Source organism: Streptosporangium becharense, from assembly GCF_014204985.1.
GTDB classification, from domain to species: Bacteria; Actinomycetota; Actinomycetes; order Streptosporangiales; family Streptosporangiaceae; genus Streptosporangium; species Streptosporangium becharense.
In genome coordinates, this window is sequence record NZ_JACHMP010000001.1 from 4,694,996 (window position 1) to 4,716,167 (window position 21,172).

Sequence of the window (21,172 nt, forward strand, 5' to 3'; positions counted from 1 at the left end):
CGCCGGCCCGGCCCTCGGGGCGGGCCAGCGGCCATCCAGCCGGCCCGGCCGGCGCTGCCGGCTCAGCCGGCGCTGTCGAAGTTGATCGCGCTGTAGGCGCGCAGCTTCCAGAGCTGGTGCTCGCTCTCGATCTTCCGGATCGTCCCGGAACGGCCGCGCATGACCAGGGAGTTCGTGACGGCCCGGCCGCCCCGGTAGCGGACGCCCTGCATGAGCTCGCCGTCGGTGATCCCGCTGGCCGCGAAGAACACGTCGTCCGACCTGACCAGGTCGTCGGTGCTGAGCGTCGCGTCGAGATCGAGGCCCGCGTCCAGCGCCCGGCGCCGCTCGGCGTCGTCCCGCGGCCAGAGCCTGCCCTGGATGACACCGCCCAGGCACTTGAGCGCGCAGGCCGCGATGATGCCCTCCGGGGTGCCGCCGATGCCGAGCATCAGGTCGATGCCGGTGCCCGCGCGGGCCGCCATGATGGCGCCGGCCACGTCGCCGTCGGTGATGAGCTTGATCCGTGCCCCGGCCTCCCGAACCTCCCGGATGATCTTCTCGTGGCGGGGCCGGTCGAGGATGACCACGGTCACGTCCGAGGACGAGCAGCCCTTGGCGCGTGCCACCGCGGCGATGTTGTCGGCCACCGGCGCGTTGATGTCGACGGCGGACGCCGCCTCGGGGCCGGTGACCAGCTTGTCCATGTAGAAGACGGCGGACGGGTCGTACATCGAGCCGCGCTCGCTGACCGCGATGACCGAGATGCCGTTCGGCATGCCCAGCGCGGTGAGCCGGGTGCCGTCGATCGGGTCCACGGCCACGTCGCACTCGGCGCCGCTGCCGTCGCCGACGTGCTCGCCGTTGTACAGCATCGGCGCGTTGTCCTTCTCACCCTCACCGATGACCACCACGCCGTTCATCGACACCGTGTTGATCAACTGGCGCATCGCGTGCACCGCGGCGCCGTCCGCGCCGTTCTTGTCGCCGCGTCCGACCCAGCGGGCCGCGGCCATCGCGGCCGCCTCGGTGACCCGGACCAGTTCGAGGGCGAGGTTGCGATCAGGTGCGTGCTCGCCCGTGGCGAGGGCGGCGGGAACGGACGTCTGATCGGACATGTCGGGAAACCCCTCTCGTGGATTAATGCAACGATCGTAGTTGTCCCCCTGATGACCGGTCGGCGGAGGATAATGTCCCCACCATGGGCAGCGACACGGAACGGCTGGTGAGAGGCGTGACCGCACGAACCTCCGAGCGAGGCGCCGCCACCAGGGTCGCGCTCCTGGCGGCGGCGAGGGAGGTCTTCGTCACGAGCGGCTTCGCCGAGGCGGGCGTCACCGACGTGGTCGCCCGGGCCGGGGCGAGCGTCGGCAGCCTCTACCACCACTTCTCCGGCAAGGCCGACCTCTACCTCACGCTCTTCGAGGAGTTCCAGGCCCGGCAGGCCCAGCGGACCAAACAGGCCGTCCAGGAGGCCCGGGGCCAGGGCGAGAACGACCCGATGCGGCTGTTCGTCGCCGGAGCCCGCGCCTACCTGGAGGGGTGTCTGACCGAACGGGAGATCTCGGCCCTGTTCCTGCGGGGTGACGGGCCCCCCGGCTTCGAGGTCGTCATGCGTGAGCGGCTGCGCCAGTGGGCCAAGCGCAACGCGGCCCTCTTCGCGGACGACGAGGGCGCCCTGGTCGTGGTTCTCACCGGTGCGCTGGCCGCCGCCGTCTCCGAGGTCGCCCTGTCGGAGGACGAGACCGCTTCCCGTGCGCTCGTCGAGGACGTGCTGGCCATCATCGGACAGATCCACCGCCCCTGAAGGCGCCCCGGCACCGTAGCCCGGCTCGTAGCCCCGGCAGCGCAGCTCTGGCGCCGGGCCCTGGACCGGAGCGCCGGCCCGTCCGGTCGCCGTGCGCCGTCCTCGGCGTCGCCCGGTCGCTGCGCGCCGGCCTCGACGTTCCATACCCCCGTACCGGCCCCCGGACCGGACCGCCTCCCCGAACGGATAGTCTCGACAGTCGTGAGGAAGTTCACCGAGGGGTTCTACGCCTACGCGTTCGCCATGGCCGTCTGCCTGGCCGGCGTCGGCGTCTTCCTGCTGATCACGCCGCAGAGCAGGACGGAACGCATCCCCGCGGTCGACTACTCCTTCGCCCTCGCCGACCTCCGCCGCACCGCGCCTTACCAGGTGTGGGCGCCCGAACGGGTCCCCGAGGGGTGGGTGCCCACCAGTTCCAAGGCGACCAAGGAGAAGGGCACGGCCACCTGGCGGCTCGGCTTCGCCACGGCCAAGCGTCCCGACGCCGACCGCTCGCACGCCATGCTCGCCCAGAGCAACGAGCAGCCGGCCGCCGGGTTCGCCAGCCGCCTGGCCAACACCTCCCAGGTCACCGGCACCGTACAGGTCGGCGGGGTGAGCTGGGAGCAGCGCGTCCGCGAGGACAAGGACCAGCGCTCCCTCGTCCGCGTCCTGCCCGATGTGACGATCGTCGTCACCGGCACCGCCTCCTGGGAGGAGCTGTCCACCCTGGCCGGTTCCCTCAAACAGCAGGAAAAGATCACTTCCTAGGCCCTCACCGCACTCCGCCCGGTCCCGCTCCGGGAGCGGTTCGGAACGCCGCCGCCCGGCCGTCCCGGTGCCCGGGTCGCAGCGAGGCTGTCCTCGGCTCAGTACGGACCGCCCGGCTCACCCCGGATTACTCGGCTCGCCCCTGGAACGCCCGGCTCAGAACGGGCTGTCACCCGGCACGTCGGGCTGCCTGCGCTGGGCCATCGCGGCAGCGAGCTTCACCCGGGCACCCTGGAGCCATTCCTCGCACAGCGCCGCCAGCTTCTCACCGCGTTCCCACAGCTCGATCGACTGCTCCAGGGTCAGCCCGCCCGTCTCCAACCGGCGGACCACCTCGGCCAGTTCCTCACGCGCCTGCTCGTATGAAGGTGTCTTCTCATCGGCCACGTCACCACCCTAGGGCCGCCCGCCCGGCGGTGACCCGGCCCACGCCTGCCCGACGGCCGCTTCGGCTATGTGCAGGGCATGACCACCGCCCCCGGTACCGGCGCCGGGGGCACAGCAGGGCCATCCTGCTGGCCCTGCTGGAGTGGTACCGGGACAAGGAGGTCCGCAAGGCACCTGCACACGACCTCCGACGGGGAACCGCTCTACCGGACGCTCGGCTTCGGCGACCCCGGCTACCCTGAGCTCACGTGGCGGGATCGCGCCTGACGGTGATCCGGTCGTCGGCGAAGCGCACCGTCAGCTCGTCGCCCGGGGCGACCTCGCCCGCCAGCCGTACGACCTCGCCCGACGGACGCTGCACGATCGCGTACCCACGTTCCAGGGTCGCGGCGGGCGACAGCGACACCAGGCGGGCACGCAGGTGACCCAGCGAATCCTGAGCCCGGTCGAGGGAACCGGTGAGAGCGCGCCTGGCCCGGTCCCTGAGCTGCTCGGCCTGCTCCGCCCGGCGTTCGACCTCACGGACCGGGTCGGCGAGGGCGGGCCGGGATCGGGCCGCGGCCAGCCAGGCCGTCTCGCGGTCCAGCCAGCCGCCGACGACCCTGCGGCCCCGGTCACGGAGCTGCCGGACCAGCGTCAGCTGCTCGCCGACATCCGGCACCACCTTCTTGGCCGCGTCCGTGGGCGTCGACGCCCGTACGTCGGCGACCAGGTCCAGCAGCGGGTTGTCCTGCTCGTGGCCGATCGCGCTGACCACGGGCGTGCGGCACGCCGCCACCGCCCGAACCAGCGCCTCGTCGGAGAAGGGCAGCAGGTCCTCCATCGAGCCGCCGCCCCGGGCGATCACGATCACGTCGACCTCGCCGTCCGCGTCGAACTTCCGCAACGCCTCGACGACCTCGCCGACCGCGTACGGGCCCTGCACGGCCACCTGCTCGACCTTGAAACGCACCGCGGGCCAGCGGCGCCGCGAGTTCTCCAGCACGTCGCGTTCGGCTGCCGAGTCGCGTCCGCAGATCAGCCCGACCGTGCTCGGCAGGAACGGCAGCCGCCGCTTCCGGTCGACGCCGAACAGGCCCTCGGACGCGAGAAGCCGGCGCAGCCGTTCCAGCCGCGCCAGCAGCTCACCGACTCCGACGGGCCGCATCTCCAGTGCGGTGAAGGCGAACGAACCCTTGTTGACCCAGAAGTCCGGCTTCAGGTGCATCACGACGCGAGCCCCGTCCACGGGGCGTGGGACGGTCGCCTCGTAGACGCCGCGCGGGCATGTGACCCTGGCCGACACGTTGGCCACCGGGTCGCGCAACGTCAGGAACACCGTGCCGCCGCGGGCGGTCAGTTCGGTGATCTGTCCTTCCACCCAGACGGTGCCGAGTTTGCCGATCCAGCCGCCGACCATCTGCAACACCGTGCGGACGGGGAGGGGCTGCTCAGGGGTGGTCTTCGAGGTCATGGCCGGAGCCTACGCGCCGGACACGGTCGTCCCGCGTCATGCCGTGACTGTGCCGTGCCCATGCCGTGCTCATGCCGTGCCCATGCCGCGTCTGTCCGGTGCCCGTCCCGCGCTTGTCCCGTGCCTGTTCCGAACCTGTTCCGGGCCTCCTCGTCCCTGCTCCGGGCCTGTCCTGCTCTCTACTCGGCGGCCTCCAGCTTGGCCAGACGGTTCTCGTACATCCGCACGACGGTGTCCCGGGCGAGGGTGGCCCGCTCGTAGGCCAGAAGCTCCCGGATCTGCTCGGCCGACCTGCCGCGCATCCGGGCGCGCAGAGAGGCCACCGTCAGCCCCGCGTAACCGGGCATCGGCTCGGCGGGGACGTCGGCGGGCCGTACCTCTTCGGGCCCGGCCGCCCTGGTCGCGGTCACCTCGACCGCCGCGGCGTCCGCCGTCTCCGGCTTCGCCACCTCGACCTCCGCGACCTCCACCCTGACTCCCGCGGGCACCTCGATCTCCGGGGTGCCTGGGGCGGTCTCGGGCTCGGCCTTGAGTTCCGCGGCCGGGGACGCGACGGTCTCGGCCGCAGGCTCGGCGGCGACCGGGGTCGCGACGGCTTCAGCTTCGGGTTCGGTCTTGGGCTCAGGCTCAGGCTCGGCCCCGGCCCCGGCCTCGGTCGCGGTCTTGGGCTCAGGCTCAGGCTCGGCCTTGGGCTCAGGCCGCACGGCGGCCGGGGTCGCGACGGCTTCGGGTTCGGGCTTGGCCTCGGACTGGGCCTCCGGCTCGGTCTTGGCCGCGGGTTCGGCGGCCGGGGTCGCGACGGTCTTGCTCTCGGTCTCGGGCCGGGCCTCGGTCTCGGACGCGGCCGGCCTGGGCTTGGCGGGGCGGAAGATGACCGGCTCGGGAGTGGTCTTGGTGCCGTTGCCCTCGGTGGTGGACGTCATGCCCGCGGCCTTCTCCGGACGCGGCGCGAAAATGATCGGCTCGCGCCGGGCGGGCTTCTCCTCGCGCTCTTCCCCGACCTTCTCCGCCGCCTCCGCCGGCCCGCCGGCCGCCTTCTCACGGGACTCCTCCAGGTCCTCCTCCTGGCCGGCGAGGTCCTTGATCTTGTTCCGTACCAGGCCGCCGAACGCCAGGGCCTGGCCGACCCCGCTCAACGCGGTCTGCAGCATGTGAAGCGGTAGGTCCTTCGCCTTTTGTGTGACGTTGCGGATCATGTCGGGGACTGACATGTCGTCTCCCTGGGAGGTCTGTATGGGAAGGCTGGTGTGACAGGGCTGAGCCGTATCAGCTCACAGGGCATGTGGGTGGGCCCGGTAAGCGTTCCACGTAGCATAAGAGCATGACTTCGAAGACCCCCGCGACCCGGCGAGTACTTGTGGCGAAGCCCCGTGGCTACTGCGCGGGGGTCGACCGTGCGGTTCAGGCGGTGGAGAAGGCCCTGGAGCAGTACGGTGCCCCGATCTACGTCCGCAAGCAGATCGTTCACAACACCCACGTGGTCAAGACGCTGGAAGAGCGCGGGGCGATCTTCGTAGAGGAGACCGAGCAGGTGCCGGAGGGCGCCATCGTGGTCTTCTCCGCCCACGGGGTCTCCCCGGCGGTCCACCAGGAGGCCGCCGGCCGCGGCCTGCGGACGATCGACGCCACCTGCCCCCTCGTCACCAAGGTGCACAACGAGGCCAGGCGCTTCGCCTCACAGGATTACGACATCCTGCTCATCGGCCACGAAGGCCATGAGGAGGTCGAGGGCACCGCGGGTGAGGCGCCCGACCACGTCCAGCTCGTCGACGGCCTGGAGTCGGTCGACACCGTCCAGGTCAGGGATCCCGAGCGGCTGGTGTGGTTGTCGCAGACCACGCTCTCGGTGGACGAGACCACCGAGACGGTCTCCCGGCTCAAGGCGCGCTTCCCCAACCTGATCGACCCGCCGAGCGACGACATCTGCTACGCCACCCAGAACCGCCAGGTCGCCGTCAAGGAGATCGCCGCCCAGGCGCAGCTCGTCATCGTCGTCGGCTCGGAGAACTCCTCCAACTCCAAGCGGTTGGTCGAGGTCGCCCTCGACCACGGGGCCGACGCCTCCTACCTGGTCGACGACGCCTCACTCATCAAGGACGAGTGGCTCGACGGTGTCACCACGGTCGGCGTGACCAGCGGCGCCTCGGTGCCCGAGGAACTCGTCGCCGGAGTCCTCGCCCGGTTGGCCCGGCACGGCTTCGAGGACGTCGAGGAGGTCGAGTCCGTCCAGGAGAGCGTCCGCTTCGCCCTCCCGCACGAGCTGCGCAAGGACCTGCGCGCCGCCACCGCCTGACCGGTACCGTCCGTCCGCCGCTGTCCGACCGGCGCCGTCCGGATGGCACGGCCTGGCCCGCCGTCTGACCGGGACCGCACGGCGGCTGCGGTCTGACCGGCACCGCCCGGCCGCCGTCGTCCGGGCCCGGACGACGGCGGCCGGGCGGACGGGCCCGGTCCGTGGGGGACGGGCGCCGGAGCCTACTGGCCTTCGCGCGGCGTGCCGTACACCTTGGGCTCGAAGTAACCCTCCGGCTCGGGGGCGAACGCGGCGCTGTCACCGCTCCTGGGGCGGGGGATCCGGGTTTTGCCCACCCGCAGCTCGTCGCGCAGCTCGCGCACACACCGGGTCAGCCCCCGGCGCCATGCGATGACCAGCACCAGCAGCGAGCCGCCGAACAGCCACGGGGCCTGACCGGACAGCATGGTGAACATGCCCAGGCCGAAAGCCTGGATCGGAGTGGGCGAGAACAGGGAACGGACCGCCTGGACGACCACGGTGATCACGAAGAAGGTCAGCGGCGGGGAGACCACCAGCGAGAGCAGGTCGCGGCGGTTCACGAGCACCGTCGCGGCCACGCAGCCGGCCGCGAACGCCAGCCCGACCAGCGTCGCGGGCCCGAACACCGCCTGCAGGACGTAACCCAGCAGCGTGGCAGCCAGTACGAGAGCCAGCGCGCCTCGGACGGTCAGCCGGACGCCGGCGCCCCGATCCTGCCCATTCACGCGATCACCTCGCCAACCGGCTTCCCGCCGGTCCGCTCGTCCACCAGTCGCCCCCCGGCACGCTCGTCGCCAACGCCCTCCGCCTCCAGTGTCCGGCCGGCGGCGTCCGCAGGGAACAGTATCTAGGGCAGGTCGTTGGCCAACTTACCGTTCTGCCGTGGCACGAGAGGCGAGCTTGTCCCCTCTTCCGCCAGCAGTTCGGGCGAGGTGAGGGCCCGGGGCAGGTCCTCGACGGTCTGCGGCCTGTCGAGGTCGGCGTCGACGAGTCCCAGGTCGTTCAGCTTGCGGGCGCTCACCAGGACCCGTGTCTCCAACGAGCCGACGGTCCTGTTGTAGGCCTCCACCGCCCGGCCGAGTGAGCGGCCCATCGCCTCCATGTTCCGGCCCATGCTGCCCAGCCGCTCGTAGAGTTCCTTGCCCACCTCGAAGACCGCCCGCGCGTTCTCGCTGAGCGCGGCCTGCTGCCAGGCGTACTGCGCGGTGCGGAGCATGGTGATCAACGTGGTGGGCGTGGCGATGTGGACCCGCCGCCGCATGGCGTACTCCAGCAGGCCGGGGTCACGCTCCAGCGCCGGGGCGAGGAACGCCTCGCCGGGGATGAACAGCACCACGAACTCCGGCGACGGGCTGAACGCCTGCCAGTAGGACTTGGCGGCCAGCCGGTCCACATGCTCGCGCACGTGCCGGGAGTGGGAGTCGAGCCGGGCCGACCGGTGGCCGGGATCACCGGACTCGGCGGCCTCCAGGTACGCGGCCAGGGAGACCTTGGAGTCGACCACGATGTTCTTGCCGCCGGCGAGCCGCACGACCATGTCGGGCCGCAGGGCACCATCGACGGTGGCGGCGCTCGCCTGCTCGTCGAAGTCGCAGAACCGCTGCATGCCGGCGATCTCGGCGACCCTGCGCAGCTGGAGCTCCCCCCACCTGCCACGGGCCTCCGGCCGTTGCAGGGCCCGTACCAGCGCGTCGGTCTGCGTGCGGAGCTGCTCGTTGCTCTCACGGACGATGTCGATGTGCTTGGCCAGCTCGGCGTGGGCGGCCCGCTGCCCGAGTTGCGTGTCGCGCAGCTGCGTCTCGACGCGGGCCAGCGTGTCCTTCAGCGGCTCCAGCAGGTGTTCGACGGCCTGCTTGCGCTGCTCCAGCTCACCGGCGGCCTCGGCCCGGCCCGCGGCCAGCCTCGTCTCGGCCAGTTCCAGGAAACGCAGGTTGTTGACGTCGAGCGCCTTGGTCGACAGGGCCTGGAACCGCTCGGAGAGCTGCCCCTCGATGTAGGCGGCCTTCTCCTCGGCGATCTTCGCGCGGGCCTCGGCGTCGGCCAGACGCGCGGTGACGTCCGCGGCCCCGGAGGAGGCACGCACCCGGCCGAGCAGGAACCCGATCACGAGCCCGGCGGCGAGCCCCACGGCGAGCTGGAAGGCGAGTGCCATGACATCCACCCCGGCATGATTCCAGGCCCGGCCGCTCTTGGCGCGCCGACACGCCTTCCCTCACCGGCCCCGGCCGGCCGCGCGGACGCGGGACTCCGGGTGGTCCGGCCTGGCACGTGGGCACGAGACCTCGGGTGGTCCGGCCTGGCGTGTGGACGTGGGACTTCGGGCGGTCCGGCCTGGCGTGTGGGCACGAGACCTCGGGGCGGAACTCCGGGCGGCCCGGCCGGACACGGATGCGCCGCCCGATGATCTGCCTGCGGCGGGTAGCAGTGGGTCATTCCGCGTAAACTCGGCTCACGTGAGCTTGAGCATCGGCATCGTCGGACTGCCCAACGTCGGCAAGTCAACGCTTTTCAACGCGCTGACGAAGACCGCCAACGCCCTGGCGGCGAACTACCCGTTCGCCACCATCGAGCCCAACGTGGGCATCGTCGGCGTTCCCGACCCGCGTCTTGAGAAACTGGCCGAGATCTTCGGATCGGCGAAGATCCTGCCGGCGAAGGTCGAGTTCGTCGACATCGCCGGGCTGGTCCGCGGCGCCTCGGAAGGACAGGGGCGGGGCAACCAGTTCCTCGCCAACATCCGCGAGACCGACGCCGTCTGCCAGGTCATCCGGGTCTTCACCGACCCCGACGTGACCCACGTCGACGGCGGCGTCTCCCCCGAGCGTGACATCGAGACGATCAACACGGAACTGATCCTGGCCGACCTGCAGACGCTGGAGAAGGCGATTCCGCGTCTCCAGAAGGAGGCCAGGACTAACAAGGACCGCAAGGCGGTGCTCGACGCGGCGGAGGCCGCCGTCAAGCTCCTCGACGGGGGCACCACCCTGTACGCCGGGGCCAAGGGGGCGGGGATCGACCCCGAGGACCTGCGTGACCTGCACCTGCTGACGGCGAAGCCGTTCCTGTACGTCTTCAACCTCGACGCCGACGAGCTGGTCGACGAGGAGCTGCGGGCCAGGCTGTCCGCCCTCGTCGCCCCCGCCGAGGCCGTCTTCCTGGACGCCAAGATCGAGTCTGAGCTGGTCGAGCTGTCCGACGAGGAGGCGCTGGAGCTCCTGCAGTCCGTCGGCCAGGAGGAGTCCGGGCTGTCGCAGCTCGCCCGGGTCGGGTTCGAGACCCTCGGCCTGCAGACCTATCTCACCGCCGGTCCCAAGGAGACCCGGGCCTGGACGATCCGCAAGGGTGCCACCGCTCCGGAGGCGGCCGGCGTCATCCACACCGACTTCCAGCGCGGCTTCATCAAGGCCGAGATCGTCTCCTTCGACGACCTGGTGGAGGCCGGTTCCATCGCCGCCGCCCGTCAGGCGGGCAAGGCCCGCATCGAGGGCAAGGACTACGTGATGCGCGACGGCGACGTGGTGGAGTTCCGCTTCAACGTCTGAGCGGGTTGTGTGAGCGTAGCCGAGGAGGCGCCTGCCGCCTCCTCGCTCCGCAGGTGGCCCGGGTCCGCGGCCCTCGGCCTCCCGACCGGCAGGACGGCCGCGTCGTGCATGCCCGACGCCGCGGCCGCGAACACCCATGCCGTCAGGGATCTTCGCAACGCCCTCGCCGGTCGGCTTCGGTGAAAGGCGATCGGATGCGCATACTCTGCCTTTTGTTATGTTGCGCGTTCTCGGTCCGCTCCAGGCGGAAATCAAGGGCCGTACGGTGGACCTGGGCACCCACCGGCAGCGAGCGGTGGTGGCCAGGCTCGTGGTCGCGGGCGGGCACGTGGTCTCCACCGATCGTTTCATCGACGATCTGTGGCACGGGCAGCCACCGCCCAAGGCGCTGGCCGCCCTCCAGGTGTACGTGTCCAACCTGCGGCGGGTGCTCGAACCCGGGAGACCACCCCGGGCCCCGGCCACCGTGCTGGTCAGCGCCGCCCCCGGCTACCGCCTGCGGCTGGAGCCCGAACGGGTGGACGCGTGGCTGTTCCCCCGCCTGGTCGACGCCGCCGGGGCGGCGCTCGCCGCCGGTGACGGGGTACGGGCGCTGGAGACGGTCGATCAGGCGCTCGCGCTGTGGCAGGGGCCCGCCTACGCGGAGTTCGCCGACGACGGGTGGGCCGAGTCCGAGGCCACACGGCTGGAGGAGCTGCGACTGGTCGCCGTGGAGTACCGGGCGGAGGCGCTGCTGGCGCTGGGCGGCAACGCCGAGATCGAGCTTGAGCAGCACGTACGCGCTCACCCGCTCAGGGAGAACGCCGTGCGGCTGCTCGCCCTGGCGTACTACCGGGCCGGGCGGCAGGCCGACGCGCTCGCCACGATCAGGAAGGCCCGTGAGACCCTCGCCGACGAGCTGGGAGTGGACCCGGGGCCTGCGCTGCGTGCCCTGGAGGCAGACATCCTGGCGCACGCCGGGTCCCTCGGGCGGGAGGAGCCTCCGATCTCCGGCGTCCCGGCCTCGACCGCCGGGCCGGGGCGGATGCCGGCCTACCGGGCCGAGCGGGCGGTCGTTTCCGGGGCGGAGGCCGGGCGGATGGTGGTTTCCGGGGCGGAGGCCGAGCGGGCGGTCGTTTCCGGGACGGAACCGGTCTCGCCGCGGGAGGCGTCGGAGCGGGCCGGTGAGCTGGTGGGACGTACGGCGGAGCTGGAGACGCTCCATGCCCTCGCCGGCGCTCCGGGGGTGCGCACCGTCTGGGTGGGCGGGGACGCCGGGGCAGGCAAGAGCACGCTGGTCGCGGCCTTCGCGCGGCGGCTCGCGGACCGCGGGTGGCTGACCGCGACCGGCCAGTGCCCGGAGACCGACGGCGGAGCGCCTCCCGCCTGGGCGTGGAGCGAGGTGGTGCGCCACCTGGCCGCCGAACGGCCGCCGGAGGACGCCGTCGCCGCGCGGCTCGCGCCGCTGCTCGCCGACGACGTTCCGGCCGTCGCGTCGTTCCTGCTGGCCAGGGCGACGGAGGACTACCTGTCGCGGATCGTGCGGGGGAGCACCCCCCTGCTGATCGTTCTGGAGGACGTGCACCGCGCCGACGGCGAGACCCTGCAACTGCTGCGCCACCTGGCGACGCGGCTCACGACGTCCAGGATCATGATCGTCGCCACCTACCGTCCCGTCGAGGCCGCCGACCACCTCGGCGCGACGTGGGCCGCGCTGGCCGGGCACGACACCCACCGGGTCGACCTGCGCGGACTCGACGACGACGACGTGGCCCGGCTGTTGCGGGAACGCTCCGGCCGTGACGTCGACCCGGTGACCGCCCGCACGGTGGCGGAGCGGACCGGGGGCAACCCGCTCTTCGTGTCCGAGACCGCGCGGCTGATCGCCACGGAGGGCACGTCCGCGGCCAGGGCGTTGCCGCCCGGCGTCCGCGACCTGATCCGCCGCCGGATCGCCCGGCTGCCCGCCGCGGCGCGGACGACGCTGCGGGACGCGGCGATCGTCGGCCGTGACGTCGACGTGGACGTACTGCTCGCGCTGGACGGCGCGGACGAGGACACGGTGCTGGACGGGCTGGAGGCCGGCGTGCTGACCGGCCTGCTGACCGAGCCCGCTCCGGGCCGGGTGCGCTTCGCCCACGTACTCGTCCGCGAGACCCTCTACGAGGACACCCCCCGCATCCGCCGTACCCGGCTGCACGGCCGGGTCTTCGGCGCGCTGGAGCGCGTCCGGTCCGCGGACGTCTCGGCGTTGGGCTACCACGCCCTCGCCGCGGTCACCGCGAACACGGCCGGCCGGGCGGTGCCGTACGCGGTGGCGGCGGGGGAGAGGGCGGCCGGCCTGCACGCGTACCGCGAGGCGGCGACCTTCTACGCCGGGGCCCTCGACCTCGTGGAGGACGACCGGCAGCGGCTCGACCTGCTCTGCCGCCTGGTGCGCGTACAGGCGCACGAGGGCAATGTGGTGGCCGCGCGGCGGAACCGGGAGCGGGCGCTCGCGGTGGCCCGGCGGCTCGGGACAGGGGTCACCAGGGCACTGACCGCGTACGACGCCCCGGTGACCTGGTCGATCCAGCCGGACCGCCGGATCGACGAGCCGTTCGTCGCCGCGCTCCGCGAGGCGCTGGCCGGCACGGGACCGGGCGGGACCCCCGGTGGCGGGGCGGCCGGCGGGGCGGCGTCGCCCGGGACCACCCCGGGCGGGGGCGCCACCGGCGGGGGCGCCGCGGATGCGGACGCGCGGGACGAGGTCCGATGCAGGCTGCTGGCCACGCTCACCTTCGAGCTGGAGGGGCACGACGACGAGGAATGCGTGGCGATCAGCGCCGAGGCGCTGCGGCTGGCCCGGAGGCTGGGCAGGCCCGAGCTCGTCTGCCTGGCCCTCAACGCACGCTACTTCGTCCTGCTGACCCCGTACCGGCGCGACGAACTGGAGGCGGTGGGGCGGGAACTGGTGGAGCTGGGCGCCGCCGCCGGGCTGCCCGGCTACCAGATGCAGGGCCACCATGCCCTCTTCATGGTCAGCCTCGGCCGCAACGACCTCGCCGCCGCCCGGTACCACGCCGACCGGGCCCTGGAGCACTCCACCACCGGCCAGCTCGGCCTGGCGCTCGGCGTGCTGTCGATGCTCGACACGCTGATCATGCTGATCGGGGGCGAGTTCGAGCGGGCGGCACAGCGCTACTCGGCGGCGGCGGAGCAGATCGCCGCGGCGGGCGGAGCCAACGCGTTCAGCATCGGGATGGTCGGGCGCTTCGTGGCCCGGTTGGCGGGCGGGCTGCCGCAGGACATCCCGGAGATGACGGCGGCGTACGAGTCCATCCCCAAGGACCTCTCCGAGCTGCTGGTCCGGGCCCTGGTCGCCGAGGGGCGGCACGAGGAGGCCAGGACGTTCTGGGAGCCCGGCTGGGAGGCCCGCCAGGACTACTACTGGCTGATCAGGCTCGCGCTGCGGGCGGAGAACGCCATCGCCCTGGGCGACCGGGAGGTCGGCGAGCGGTGCTACCGGGGCCTGCTGCCCTGGGACGGCGAGCTGGCCGGGCTGTCTTCAGGCTCGGTCACCCTCGGACCGGTGGCGCACGTCCTCGGCGACCTCGCCGAGTTCCTGGGACGCGACGGGGCGGCCCACTACGCCAAGGCGGTACGGGTCGCCGAACAGGTCGGCTCCCCGCACTGGGCCCGCCGGGCGGCCGAGGCGCAGGCCGGTGTCAGACGTCGGCGAGCGGGCCGAAGATGAGGCGCTGACGGCGCCGGTGGCCGCCGCGGAGCACGGTGAACATCACCGTGAGCACGGGACCGGCGAGCCTGCGCAGCGTGGCCAGCTCGTCGGGTCTGGCGTACTGCTCGATCCTGGGCAGCTCGACCATGACGTTCGAGCCCTTGCGGGCCACGTCCTCGACCCGCTTCCAGTCGGCCACGGACACGTACTTCCTGATGATCGGGAAGAGCAGCCGCTCCTCCTCCTCGATGTGCTCGTCGAGCATGTCGGCGAGCCGGGTGAGGCAGACGGCGAGCCGGCGGGCGTCCGAGGTGCGCAGGAACTCCTCCGACCCGCTTCTGATCGTGTCCAGCAGCGGGTCCAGCTCGGCGTGGTCGTCGCTCAGGTCACGCAGGTCCACCTCGGCTCCGGCGGACCGTTCGATGACGGGCCACAGGACCTCGTCCTCTGTCTTGTGATGGTGGTGGATGGTGGTGCACATCGCCGCGATGTACTCGACGATGGCCCGCGCGCGGGCGGGATCGGCCGACTGGCGGCCGTCGGCCAGCTGGGCGGTCAGGTCGGCCAGGCGGCGGACCTCGCCGCGCATGCTCCGGTGGGCGATCTGGAATCCCAGCGTTTCGGGGGTGGCCATCCCGGTTCTCTCCTCGGTCGGGGCGTTGGCTTACCCGACCACGATGCGGCTCTCCTCTTATGACCTACTTGGTGGCTTCTTGGTGGTTCGACAGCCCACGTGCCGGGCGGCTCACGACGAGGCCCGGAGCCGGCGGGGGCGGATGACGCCGCCGACCGGCTCGCACAGGTCTCGCCGGGCTCGGCCCGGCGCCCGTGACGGACGCGCGGGCGTCCGGCCGGGGTCAGCGTTCGGCGGGCAGCCCGGCCGGTTCCTCCGCGGCCGGTTCGGCGGAGGGCCCGGCCGGTTCGGCGGCCTGCCGCCGGTCGCGGCGGTTGGCGTGCAGGCTCGTGATCGTGACGGTGGTCAGGACGGTGACGATGACCCCCAGCGAGGCGAGCGTGGGGATCTGCGGAACCCACGTCCAGACACCGTGTGCCCAGTGCAGGATGAGCTTGATCCCGATGAAGGCCAGGATGACGCTGAGCCCGTGGTTGAGGTGCCTCAGCTTCGTCAGGACGTTCTGGAGCACGAAGTAGAGCGCCCGCAGGCCCATCAGCGCGAAGGCGTTGGTGGCGAAGACGAGGAACGGGTCGTCGGTCACCCCGTACACCGCGGGCACCGAGTCGACGGCGAAGACGATGTCGGTGGCGAAGATGGCCACGGCGGCCAGCGCCAGGGGGGTCAGCGCGAGACGGCCCCCCTCGCGGACGACCATGCGAGACCCGCGGTAGTCGTCGGTGACCGGTACGAAGCGCCGCAGCAGCCGGACCGTGCGCATGGAGGAGATGTCGACCTCCTGCTCATGGCCGCCCAGCGCGTCCTTGAGGATCTTTCCGGCGGTGACGATCAGGATCACGCCGAACAGCAGGAAGGCCCACGTGCCGCTCTGCAGCGCGGCGGCCCCGAGCGCGATGAAGATAACACGGAGCACCAGCGCCCCGACGATGCCGTACAGCAGGACCTGCTTGGCCAGCGCGGCCGGGACCGCGAAGGCGGCCAGCAGCAGCATGAACACGAAGAGGTTGTCCACCGACAGCGACTTCTCCACCACGTAGCCGGTGAAGAACTCCACGGCCACGGTGGAGTCGTAGGCCCCCCACAGGTAGACGCCGAAGAGGACGGGCAGCACCAGATAGAAGACCGACCAGCCGACCGCCTCGCCCATCCGCACCTCGTGCGGGCGCCTGGTCAGCATGAGGTCCAGCCCCAGCAGAACGATCAGTGCGGCGGTGGCGATCGTCCACATCTGGGGTGAACCGATTGTCTCGAACTCTGCGGCGAGCAGAGTTGTCCCGGCGGACATGAAACCTCCTCGAACGCGCTCAGTCGTTCGAGGTCTCCTTCACCCGCCGCCAGGCAGGCGACCGCCCGGGGACGTTCTGGGACGTCCGTACTGACCGGGAACGGCACTTGGGAAGTACTCCCCTCGCCGTCCCAGGGTAAACCACCCGTTCGATGCCACTCCACCCCGGTCGGAGGAGGGGGCGGCAGGCGGGTCGCTGCGGGCGGCACGGCGGCGGGAGCGGCTCACCGTAGGCGGTTGACCAGGGCTTTCACCGAGGCGGATAGTGGAGGGAGTACGGAGGGGAGTACCCGCCGTCCGACACCCGGTCGTCATCACGGTCCTCAGGCGCGAAGGGCCCGGCGGGGTGGCCCTTCGCCCGGTCCGCCCGGTGGGGGTGCGGGAAGACCTTCGTCCTCGTGGCCACACGTCCGCGCCGAGGCCGAGGGAGGGTCACATGTCGACCGCCATGCTCCTCGAAATCCTGCTGGGCATCCTGCTGACGTTCTCCGCGGTCGTCACCGCCGCCGTCCTGTGGCCGCACCCGCCGCACCCGCCGCGTCTCCGTGGTCCCCGCCGCCCGACCGTCCTTCCCACACCCCCTCCCGTGGACCGGCGCGAGCCGCCGGGACGGGGTCGGCCGGTGTCGCCGCGGGGATGACACGGGGATGACACGGGGCTGCCGCGAGCGTGACACGGGGCAGGTGCGGGGCCGGTGTGGGGCCGGCACCGGGTGGCGGGCCGGTCCGTCTTAACGCCTTGTGATGCTATGTGTGCATTTCAGATAAATGCGCAGGTCGCGACAGTGTGGGGGCCCTTTAGTTAGCAATGGGTGGCGTTTCAGTAACGAGCCCACGCGCTGGCCAGGGATAACGCGTTTTTCGCCGCTCGGCGACGGCACCGGCGGCCCCGCCGGGGATCCAGACTCGGTTTGCTCAGTCACCACGATGCTTGCAGCATAGGCGTGGCTTTCCTGGAAGAATCGGTGGGGCGGCTAGAGTAAGTCTTCACCATGGCTAACGGGATCGGCAGCAATACGACACCGCGCCAGTCGGGGGATTGGCGCGAGCGGAGGCGTGATGGCTCGAAGGTCGACGGTCCAGCATGATCCTCGGATCGCTGGAGACCCCGAGCTGTCGGCGTACTCCGACTTCCCCGACGAACCCGATTCCGGCCAGGAGACCTCCCGCGAGCGGAGCGCGTCGCGCGGCCGGTGGTCCGGCGGCGGCGGTCGCTGGCTGGTGTGGGTCGGCCGGGCCGTCCTCTGGGCGCTGATCATCGTCATCGTGGTGAACGGGGTCCGTGCCCCCTTCGAACGCTTCACCCGGCAGAACACCCCCGCGGGCGCCGCTCCGGTCTCCGCCGATGGATTCCCCACCACGCAGGGCACGTCCTTCGCCATCCAGTTCGCCGCCGTCTACCTCAACTTCGACGGCGCCCGCCCCCAGGAGAGGGCCGGCAGGCTCGCCCCCTACCTCCCGGAGGGCGCCGAGTCGCAGTTCGGCTGGGACGGCCTCGGCCGGATGAGCGCCGGAGCGGTGCAACCGTACGGGGTCGAGGTGGTCGACGCGGACAACGCCGTCATCACCCTCACCTACCAGTCCTCGGACCGCAGGCAGCTGCTCTCGGTGCCCGTCTACTACGACAGGGCCGCAGAGAAGTTCGTGGTCGCCGGCCGTCCGGGCATCCTGCCGGCGCCGGCGCCGGCCAACCTGCCGGCCAAGGCCGCCCCCGACCGCGACGGCGCCGCCGAGCGGGAGCTCCGCACCCCCCTGGAAGACTTCTTCAAGGCCTACGCCGCCGGTGACACCGCCTCCCTGCAGCGGTACGCCGACGCGGGGGTCACCCTCGAAGGCTTCGACGGCGCCTTCACCTTCGTGGAGCTCAAGGACCTCCTCGTGCCGCTCCCCGCGGGAGCCACCCGTGAGGTGACCGCGACCGTCGTGTGGGGAGTTCCCTCGGGGGCGACGCCGGCACCCGACGCCACTCCGGCGGACCCCGGTCAGGTCGGGGGCAAGCTGGAGCAGGCATACCTGCTCACCATGGTCAAACAAGGCGACAAGTGGTTCGTCAAGGACATTCGCGGCGCACACCGGTCTGCGGGGTAACACATGATCGAATGGTGCCGGTCCACAGTGGGCAGACCCCCCTTGATCGACGAGCCGTCGACGCGCGGCCGTCCACGTGCGCGCCGCGGGCCCGTCGCCGTCGGGCGAGCACGATCGTGAGTACGGAGGACAAGAAGTGATTCTCAAGACCATACTGCTGAGCGCGGTCGAGCTCGCTCAGCCCACAGTCCCTCCGTCAGGTGTCAACACCGAAGGTCTGGCCGACTTCCTCCGCAGCTTCTTCGCCCCGCTCTTCCTCGTCATCGTCTCGGTGGTGGCGCTCTTCTTCCTCTTCACCCGTGAGATCACCCGGTTCGTCCAGTTCATCATCCTCGCGATCGCCATCGGAGTGATCTTCTACGTGCCGAACATCATCGAGGTGACCGCCAAGGCGATCGCCGGGGCACTGGGAATCTCAGGAGGTTGAGACCGCGTCCGGACGGTCAAGCTAAGAGAGGCTGAGAGGAGGATCACGTGGATCTGCCCACGTATACCAATATCTGGAGGATCGAGAAGCGGCTCTACAAGCTGTACGACCTACGGCTGCCGATGCCGCTCCCGATCGTCTGGATCGGCGGGTTCGTGGGAGTGCTGGCCCCGTGGTCGCTCTTGCTCTACCTGCTCGGCCTGCCGTTCGAGGCTCCCTGGCACGTGATCTACCTCGTGCCGCCGGGCGTCGTCACCTGGCTCTCCACCCGGCCGGTGATCGAGAGCAAACGGCTGACCGAGCTGCTGCAGTCGCAGGGGCGTTATGTGGGCGAGCCGCGCACCTGGTGCCGGATGGCCCCCGTCTCCGAGCCTTCCGAGATCACGCTGACCGCCCGGGTCTGGCGGGCGGCGCCGCAGCCCGAGACCTCGGGGGTACGGGTCAAGTCGTCCCGCAAGGCCCGTCACGCCCAGCCTCGGCGCGGCTCCTCGCCCACCCGTCAGGTCCGTCCGGCGGTGGCCGCCGCGGCGGCGGCCGTCGCCGCCGCCCCGGTCGCCCGCGGGCGTGCCACCTGGAACCGGGTCCGGGCCTCCCGGCAGGGCACTGCTCCGGCCCTCGCCCACACCATCCCCGCGGCCGACCCCCGGGTCACGGCTCCCGTGCCGCCCGTCACCGCCGTTCCCGTCACCGCCGTTCCCGCCATGCCTCCGAAGGCGGTCCCCGCGGCGCCTCCGGCGGCCGTCGCCCCGGCGGTTCCCACCGATGTCCAGATCTGGCCCCCGGCCGCCGTCCCCGCCGCCGGAAGTGCCGCGTCCGCGGCCTCCGCGCGCAACGGTGATGCCGCCGGTTCCGCGTCGAGGACCTCCACGCACCGCGATGCCGCCGCGGCCTCCGTGTCCGGTGGTCCCGCGCCGACGGCCTCCGCCCACGGTGATCCCACGTCTGATCCCGCGTCGACCGTCTCGGCGCCCGGCGGTTCCGCGTCCGCTCCGGCGCGGGGAGACGTTCCGCCCGGCCGGAAGCAGGCCGCGGCGGCCGGCAACGGGGCCGGGTCCACCGCCGCGCGGGAGCAGGCGCCGACGACCGGCGCGCCGGACACCCCCATCGACACCGAGGCGCTGCGACGTCTGCGCAGGCTCGCCGCCTCCGCCGAGGCCCAGCGTGCCGCGGCCTCCGCCGTGCCCGGGCCCGCTGCGCCTGCCGTGCCGTCCCCCGAGCCTCGGGAGCCGGTCGCTCCCCGGGAGCCGGAGCCGATCCCGCTCCGGAAAGCGGAGCCGGTCGCTCCCCGGGAGCCGGTCGCTCCCCGGGAGGCGGTCGCTCCCCGGGAGGCGGTCCCGCCTCGGGAGCCGGTCCCGCCCCGAGAAGCGGTCGCATCCCGGGAGCCGGTCGCGTCCCCGGAGCGGGAGCCGGTCGCGCCGATCCGGATCGCCCCCGCGAGCAGGCCGGAGGTCGTACCCGATCCGGTGGCGAGGCCCTCGACCCCGGCCGTGCCCTCCTTCGTGCCCAGGTTCGTCGGACCGGCTCCCGCCGGTCGGCGGGGCACGGAGGCGGCGGAGCTGCCGGCCGAGTCGCCGGCGGAGGCGGACGAGAGCACACGGAGCAGGCATCGCAAGGGGCGTCCCGCGCCGGTCGGGCGGCCGGCCGACACGCCGAAGACGACGCGGCCGCCCGAGCGGCCGGCGGGGGCCCCGCGTGGCACCGCCGGCTCCGGCAACGGAGGACTGCCGACCGGCATGTCCATCCGCGCGGTCCCCTCGGGGGCGGCCAAGGCCGATCCCGTGGTGCCCGCGGTGCCGGTGCCCAGACCGTCCCAGACCCCTTCCCCCGACGAGGCCAGGGTCCGCCGGGTGGAGTCGGTCGTCGGGCGTGATTCCTCCGGCGGCTGGCGGCGGCTGGCCCAGGTGGTCATCGGACCGGGCGGCGGAAGCCGGACGAGCGGCTCGGAGATCGACGAGACGAGGACCAGGGCGGTCTTCAGTGGCAGCCGCCGGGTGGTGGTGCTCGGCTGCACCGGAGGCGCCGGGCAGACCACGACGGCGCTCATGCTCGGCCACACCCTGGCCCGTTACCGGGAGGACCGGGTGCTCGCGGTGGACGCCAGCACCGGCGCCCACGCGCTGTCGCGACGGGTCAAGGGCGAGTCGCCCGAGACGCTGAGCTCCCTGCTCGCCGGTCTCGACGGGGTCACCGGTTACCTGGGCATGCGTTCCTACACCAGCCGCTGCGCCTCCGGTCTGGAGGTCCTCGCCGGAGACAGCGACGCCGGAGCCGAGCAGCGCCTGTCCGACCGCACGCTCTTCTCCGACCGGCGGCTCACCCAGGCGATGGACGTGCTCGACCGGTACTACAAGCTGGTCGTCATGGACCCGGCGGCGGAACTGGCCGCGCGGGTCCTTCCCTACGCCGACCAGCTGGTCCTGGTCGTCCCGGCCAGCGAGGACGGACCGGACGCGGTGGCCATGACCTACGAGTGGCTCGACGGGCACGGCTGTGCCGACCTCCGACAGCGGGCGATCATGGTCGTCAACGGGGTCAGCCGCCGCAGCATGGCCGACGTCGAGCAGGCCGAGGCGGTCGCGCGGGGCAGGTGCCGGGCGATCGTGCGGATCCCCTGGGAGGACGAGCTGGCCCCCGGCAGGGCCGGCCGGGTGGAGCCGTCACATCTGAGGGCACCCGGTCGCCGGGCCTACCTGGCGCTGGCCGGAGTCGTGGTGGCGGGTTTCGGAACGGTGCAGTCGGGTCTACCCAGCGAGGAGGAACTGGCCCAGTGATCCCCCGGGCGCGAGAAGACGTGGTGAACGGGCGTGACGAGGTGCGGGTGAGCGGCCGGGCCGTGCGACCGGTCGGGG

The 21,172-nt window shown here is 72.3% G+C and carries 17 protein-coding genes; 9 read left to right on the forward strand and 8 right to left on the reverse strand.

Features of this window, described 5'->3' with window-relative positions; translation table 11 throughout:
- Positions 1 to 62: 62 nt before the first annotated feature.
- A complete protein-coding gene (gene glpX / locus F4562_RS20765) occupies positions 63 to 1,097 on the reverse strand; it encodes a class II fructose-bisphosphatase (protein WP_184544892.1) in 1,035 nt (344 codons plus the stop codon).
- An 83-nt stretch (positions 1,098 to 1,180) separates the two neighbouring features.
- On the opposite strand from glpX, the gene F4562_RS20770 reads away from it, so the two are divergent.
- A complete protein-coding gene (locus F4562_RS20770; RefSeq protein WP_184544894.1) occupies positions 1,181 to 1,786 on the forward strand; it encodes a TetR/AcrR family transcriptional regulator in 606 nt (201 codons plus the stop codon).
- Between the two features lie 201 nt (positions 1,787 to 1,987).
- Entirely contained in the window at positions 1,988 to 2,536 is a 549-nt protein-coding gene (locus tag F4562_RS20775) for a DUF4245 domain-containing protein (protein ID WP_184544896.1), read from the forward strand.
- Positions 2,537 to 2,692: 156 nt separating this feature from the next.
- Here F4562_RS20775 and F4562_RS20780 read toward each other — a convergent pair whose 3' ends face one another.
- The 3 genes from F4562_RS20780 to F4562_RS20790 all read right to left on the reverse strand — a co-directional run bounded on the left by F4562_RS20780 (position 2,693) and on the right by F4562_RS20790 (position 5,587).
- Complete coding sequence (locus F4562_RS20780; RefSeq protein ID WP_184544898.1) at positions 2,693 to 2,923, reverse strand: exodeoxyribonuclease VII small subunit; 231 nt, start codon at positions 2,921 to 2,923, stop codon at positions 2,693 to 2,695.
- A 244-nt stretch (positions 2,924 to 3,167) separates the two neighbouring features.
- Complete coding sequence (gene xseA / locus F4562_RS20785) at positions 3,168 to 4,376, reverse strand: exodeoxyribonuclease VII large subunit (RefSeq protein ID WP_184544900.1); 1,209 nt, start codon at positions 4,374 to 4,376, stop codon at positions 3,168 to 3,170.
- 179 nt (positions 4,377 to 4,555) lie between these two features.
- Positions 4,556 to 5,587: a hypothetical protein gene (locus tag F4562_RS20790; RefSeq protein ID WP_184544902.1), complete on the reverse strand. Its 1,032-nt coding sequence runs from the start codon at positions 5,585 to 5,587 to the stop codon at positions 4,556 to 4,558.
- 110 nt (positions 5,588 to 5,697) lie between these two features.
- On the opposite strand from F4562_RS20790, the gene F4562_RS20795 reads away from it, so the two are divergent.
- Entirely contained in the window at positions 5,698 to 6,669 is a 972-nt protein-coding gene (locus tag F4562_RS20795; protein WP_184544904.1) for a 4-hydroxy-3-methylbut-2-enyl diphosphate reductase, read from the forward strand.
- A 182-nt stretch (positions 6,670 to 6,851) separates the two neighbouring features.
- On the opposite strand, the gene F4562_RS20800 is transcribed toward F4562_RS20795, so the two are convergent.
- Both F4562_RS20800 and F4562_RS20805 read right to left on the reverse strand, forming a co-directional pair.
- The gene (locus F4562_RS20800) at positions 6,852 to 7,376 is read right to left on the reverse strand and encodes a DUF6542 domain-containing protein (protein ID WP_184544906.1); all 525 of its coding nucleotides are present in this window, start codon (positions 7,374 to 7,376) and stop codon (positions 6,852 to 6,854) included.
- A 122-nt stretch (positions 7,377 to 7,498) separates the two neighbouring features.
- On the reverse strand, positions 7,499 to 8,803 hold the full coding sequence (locus tag F4562_RS20805; protein ID WP_184545139.1) for a DNA recombination protein RmuC: 1,305 nt from the start codon (positions 8,801 to 8,803) through the stop codon (positions 7,499 to 7,501).
- Between the two features lie 301 nt (positions 8,804 to 9,104).
- On the opposite strand from F4562_RS20805, the gene ychF reads away from it, so the two are divergent.
- Positions 9,105 to 10,193: a redox-regulated ATPase YchF gene (gene ychF / locus F4562_RS20810; RefSeq protein WP_184544908.1), complete on the forward strand. Its 1,089-nt coding sequence runs from the start codon at positions 9,105 to 9,107 to the stop codon at positions 10,191 to 10,193.
- A 217-nt stretch (positions 10,194 to 10,410) separates the two neighbouring features.
- The gene (locus F4562_RS20815) at positions 10,411 to 13,908 is read left to right on the forward strand and encodes an ATP-binding protein (RefSeq protein ID WP_184544910.1); all 3,498 of its coding nucleotides are present in this window, start codon (positions 10,411 to 10,413) and stop codon (positions 13,906 to 13,908) included.
- Here the strand turns inward: F4562_RS20815 and F4562_RS20820 are convergent.
- Both F4562_RS20820 and F4562_RS20825 read right to left on the reverse strand, forming a co-directional pair.
- Complete coding sequence (locus F4562_RS20820; protein ID WP_184544912.1) at positions 13,880 to 14,524, reverse strand: hemerythrin domain-containing protein; 645 nt, start codon at positions 14,522 to 14,524, stop codon at positions 13,880 to 13,882. The two genes, F4562_RS20815 and F4562_RS20820, sit on opposite strands and share 29 nt — an antisense overlap.
- 223 nt (positions 14,525 to 14,747) lie before the next feature.
- On the reverse strand, positions 14,748 to 15,809 hold the full coding sequence (locus F4562_RS20825; RefSeq protein ID WP_184544920.1) for a TerC/Alx family metal homeostasis membrane protein: 1,062 nt from the start codon (positions 15,807 to 15,809) through the stop codon (positions 14,748 to 14,750).
- A 436-nt stretch (positions 15,810 to 16,245) separates the two neighbouring features.
- Between F4562_RS20825 and F4562_RS20830 the strand changes: the two genes are divergently transcribed.
- The 4 genes from F4562_RS20830 (at position 16,246) to F4562_RS20845 (ending at position 21,094) form a co-directional block, all read left to right on the forward strand.
- On the forward strand, positions 16,246 to 16,449 hold the full coding sequence (locus F4562_RS20830) for a hypothetical protein (protein WP_184544922.1): 204 nt from the start codon (positions 16,246 to 16,248) through the stop codon (positions 16,447 to 16,449).
- A 418-nt stretch (positions 16,450 to 16,867) separates the two neighbouring features.
- Entirely contained in the window at positions 16,868 to 17,896 is a 1,029-nt protein-coding gene (locus F4562_RS20835) for a conjugal transfer protein (protein WP_184544924.1), read from the forward strand.
- A 151-nt stretch (positions 17,897 to 18,047) separates the two neighbouring features.
- Positions 18,048 to 18,323 carry a hypothetical protein gene (locus F4562_RS20840; protein WP_311734170.1) on the forward strand — a complete coding sequence of 92 codons (276 nt, stop codon included), beginning with the start codon at positions 18,048 to 18,050 and terminating at the stop codon, positions 18,321 to 18,323.
- Positions 18,324 to 18,370: 47 nt separating this feature from the next.
- Entirely contained in the window at positions 18,371 to 21,094 is a 2,724-nt protein-coding gene (locus tag F4562_RS20845) for a TcpE family conjugal transfer membrane protein (protein ID WP_184544928.1), read from the forward strand.
- Positions 21,095 to 21,172: the final 78 nt, after the last annotated feature.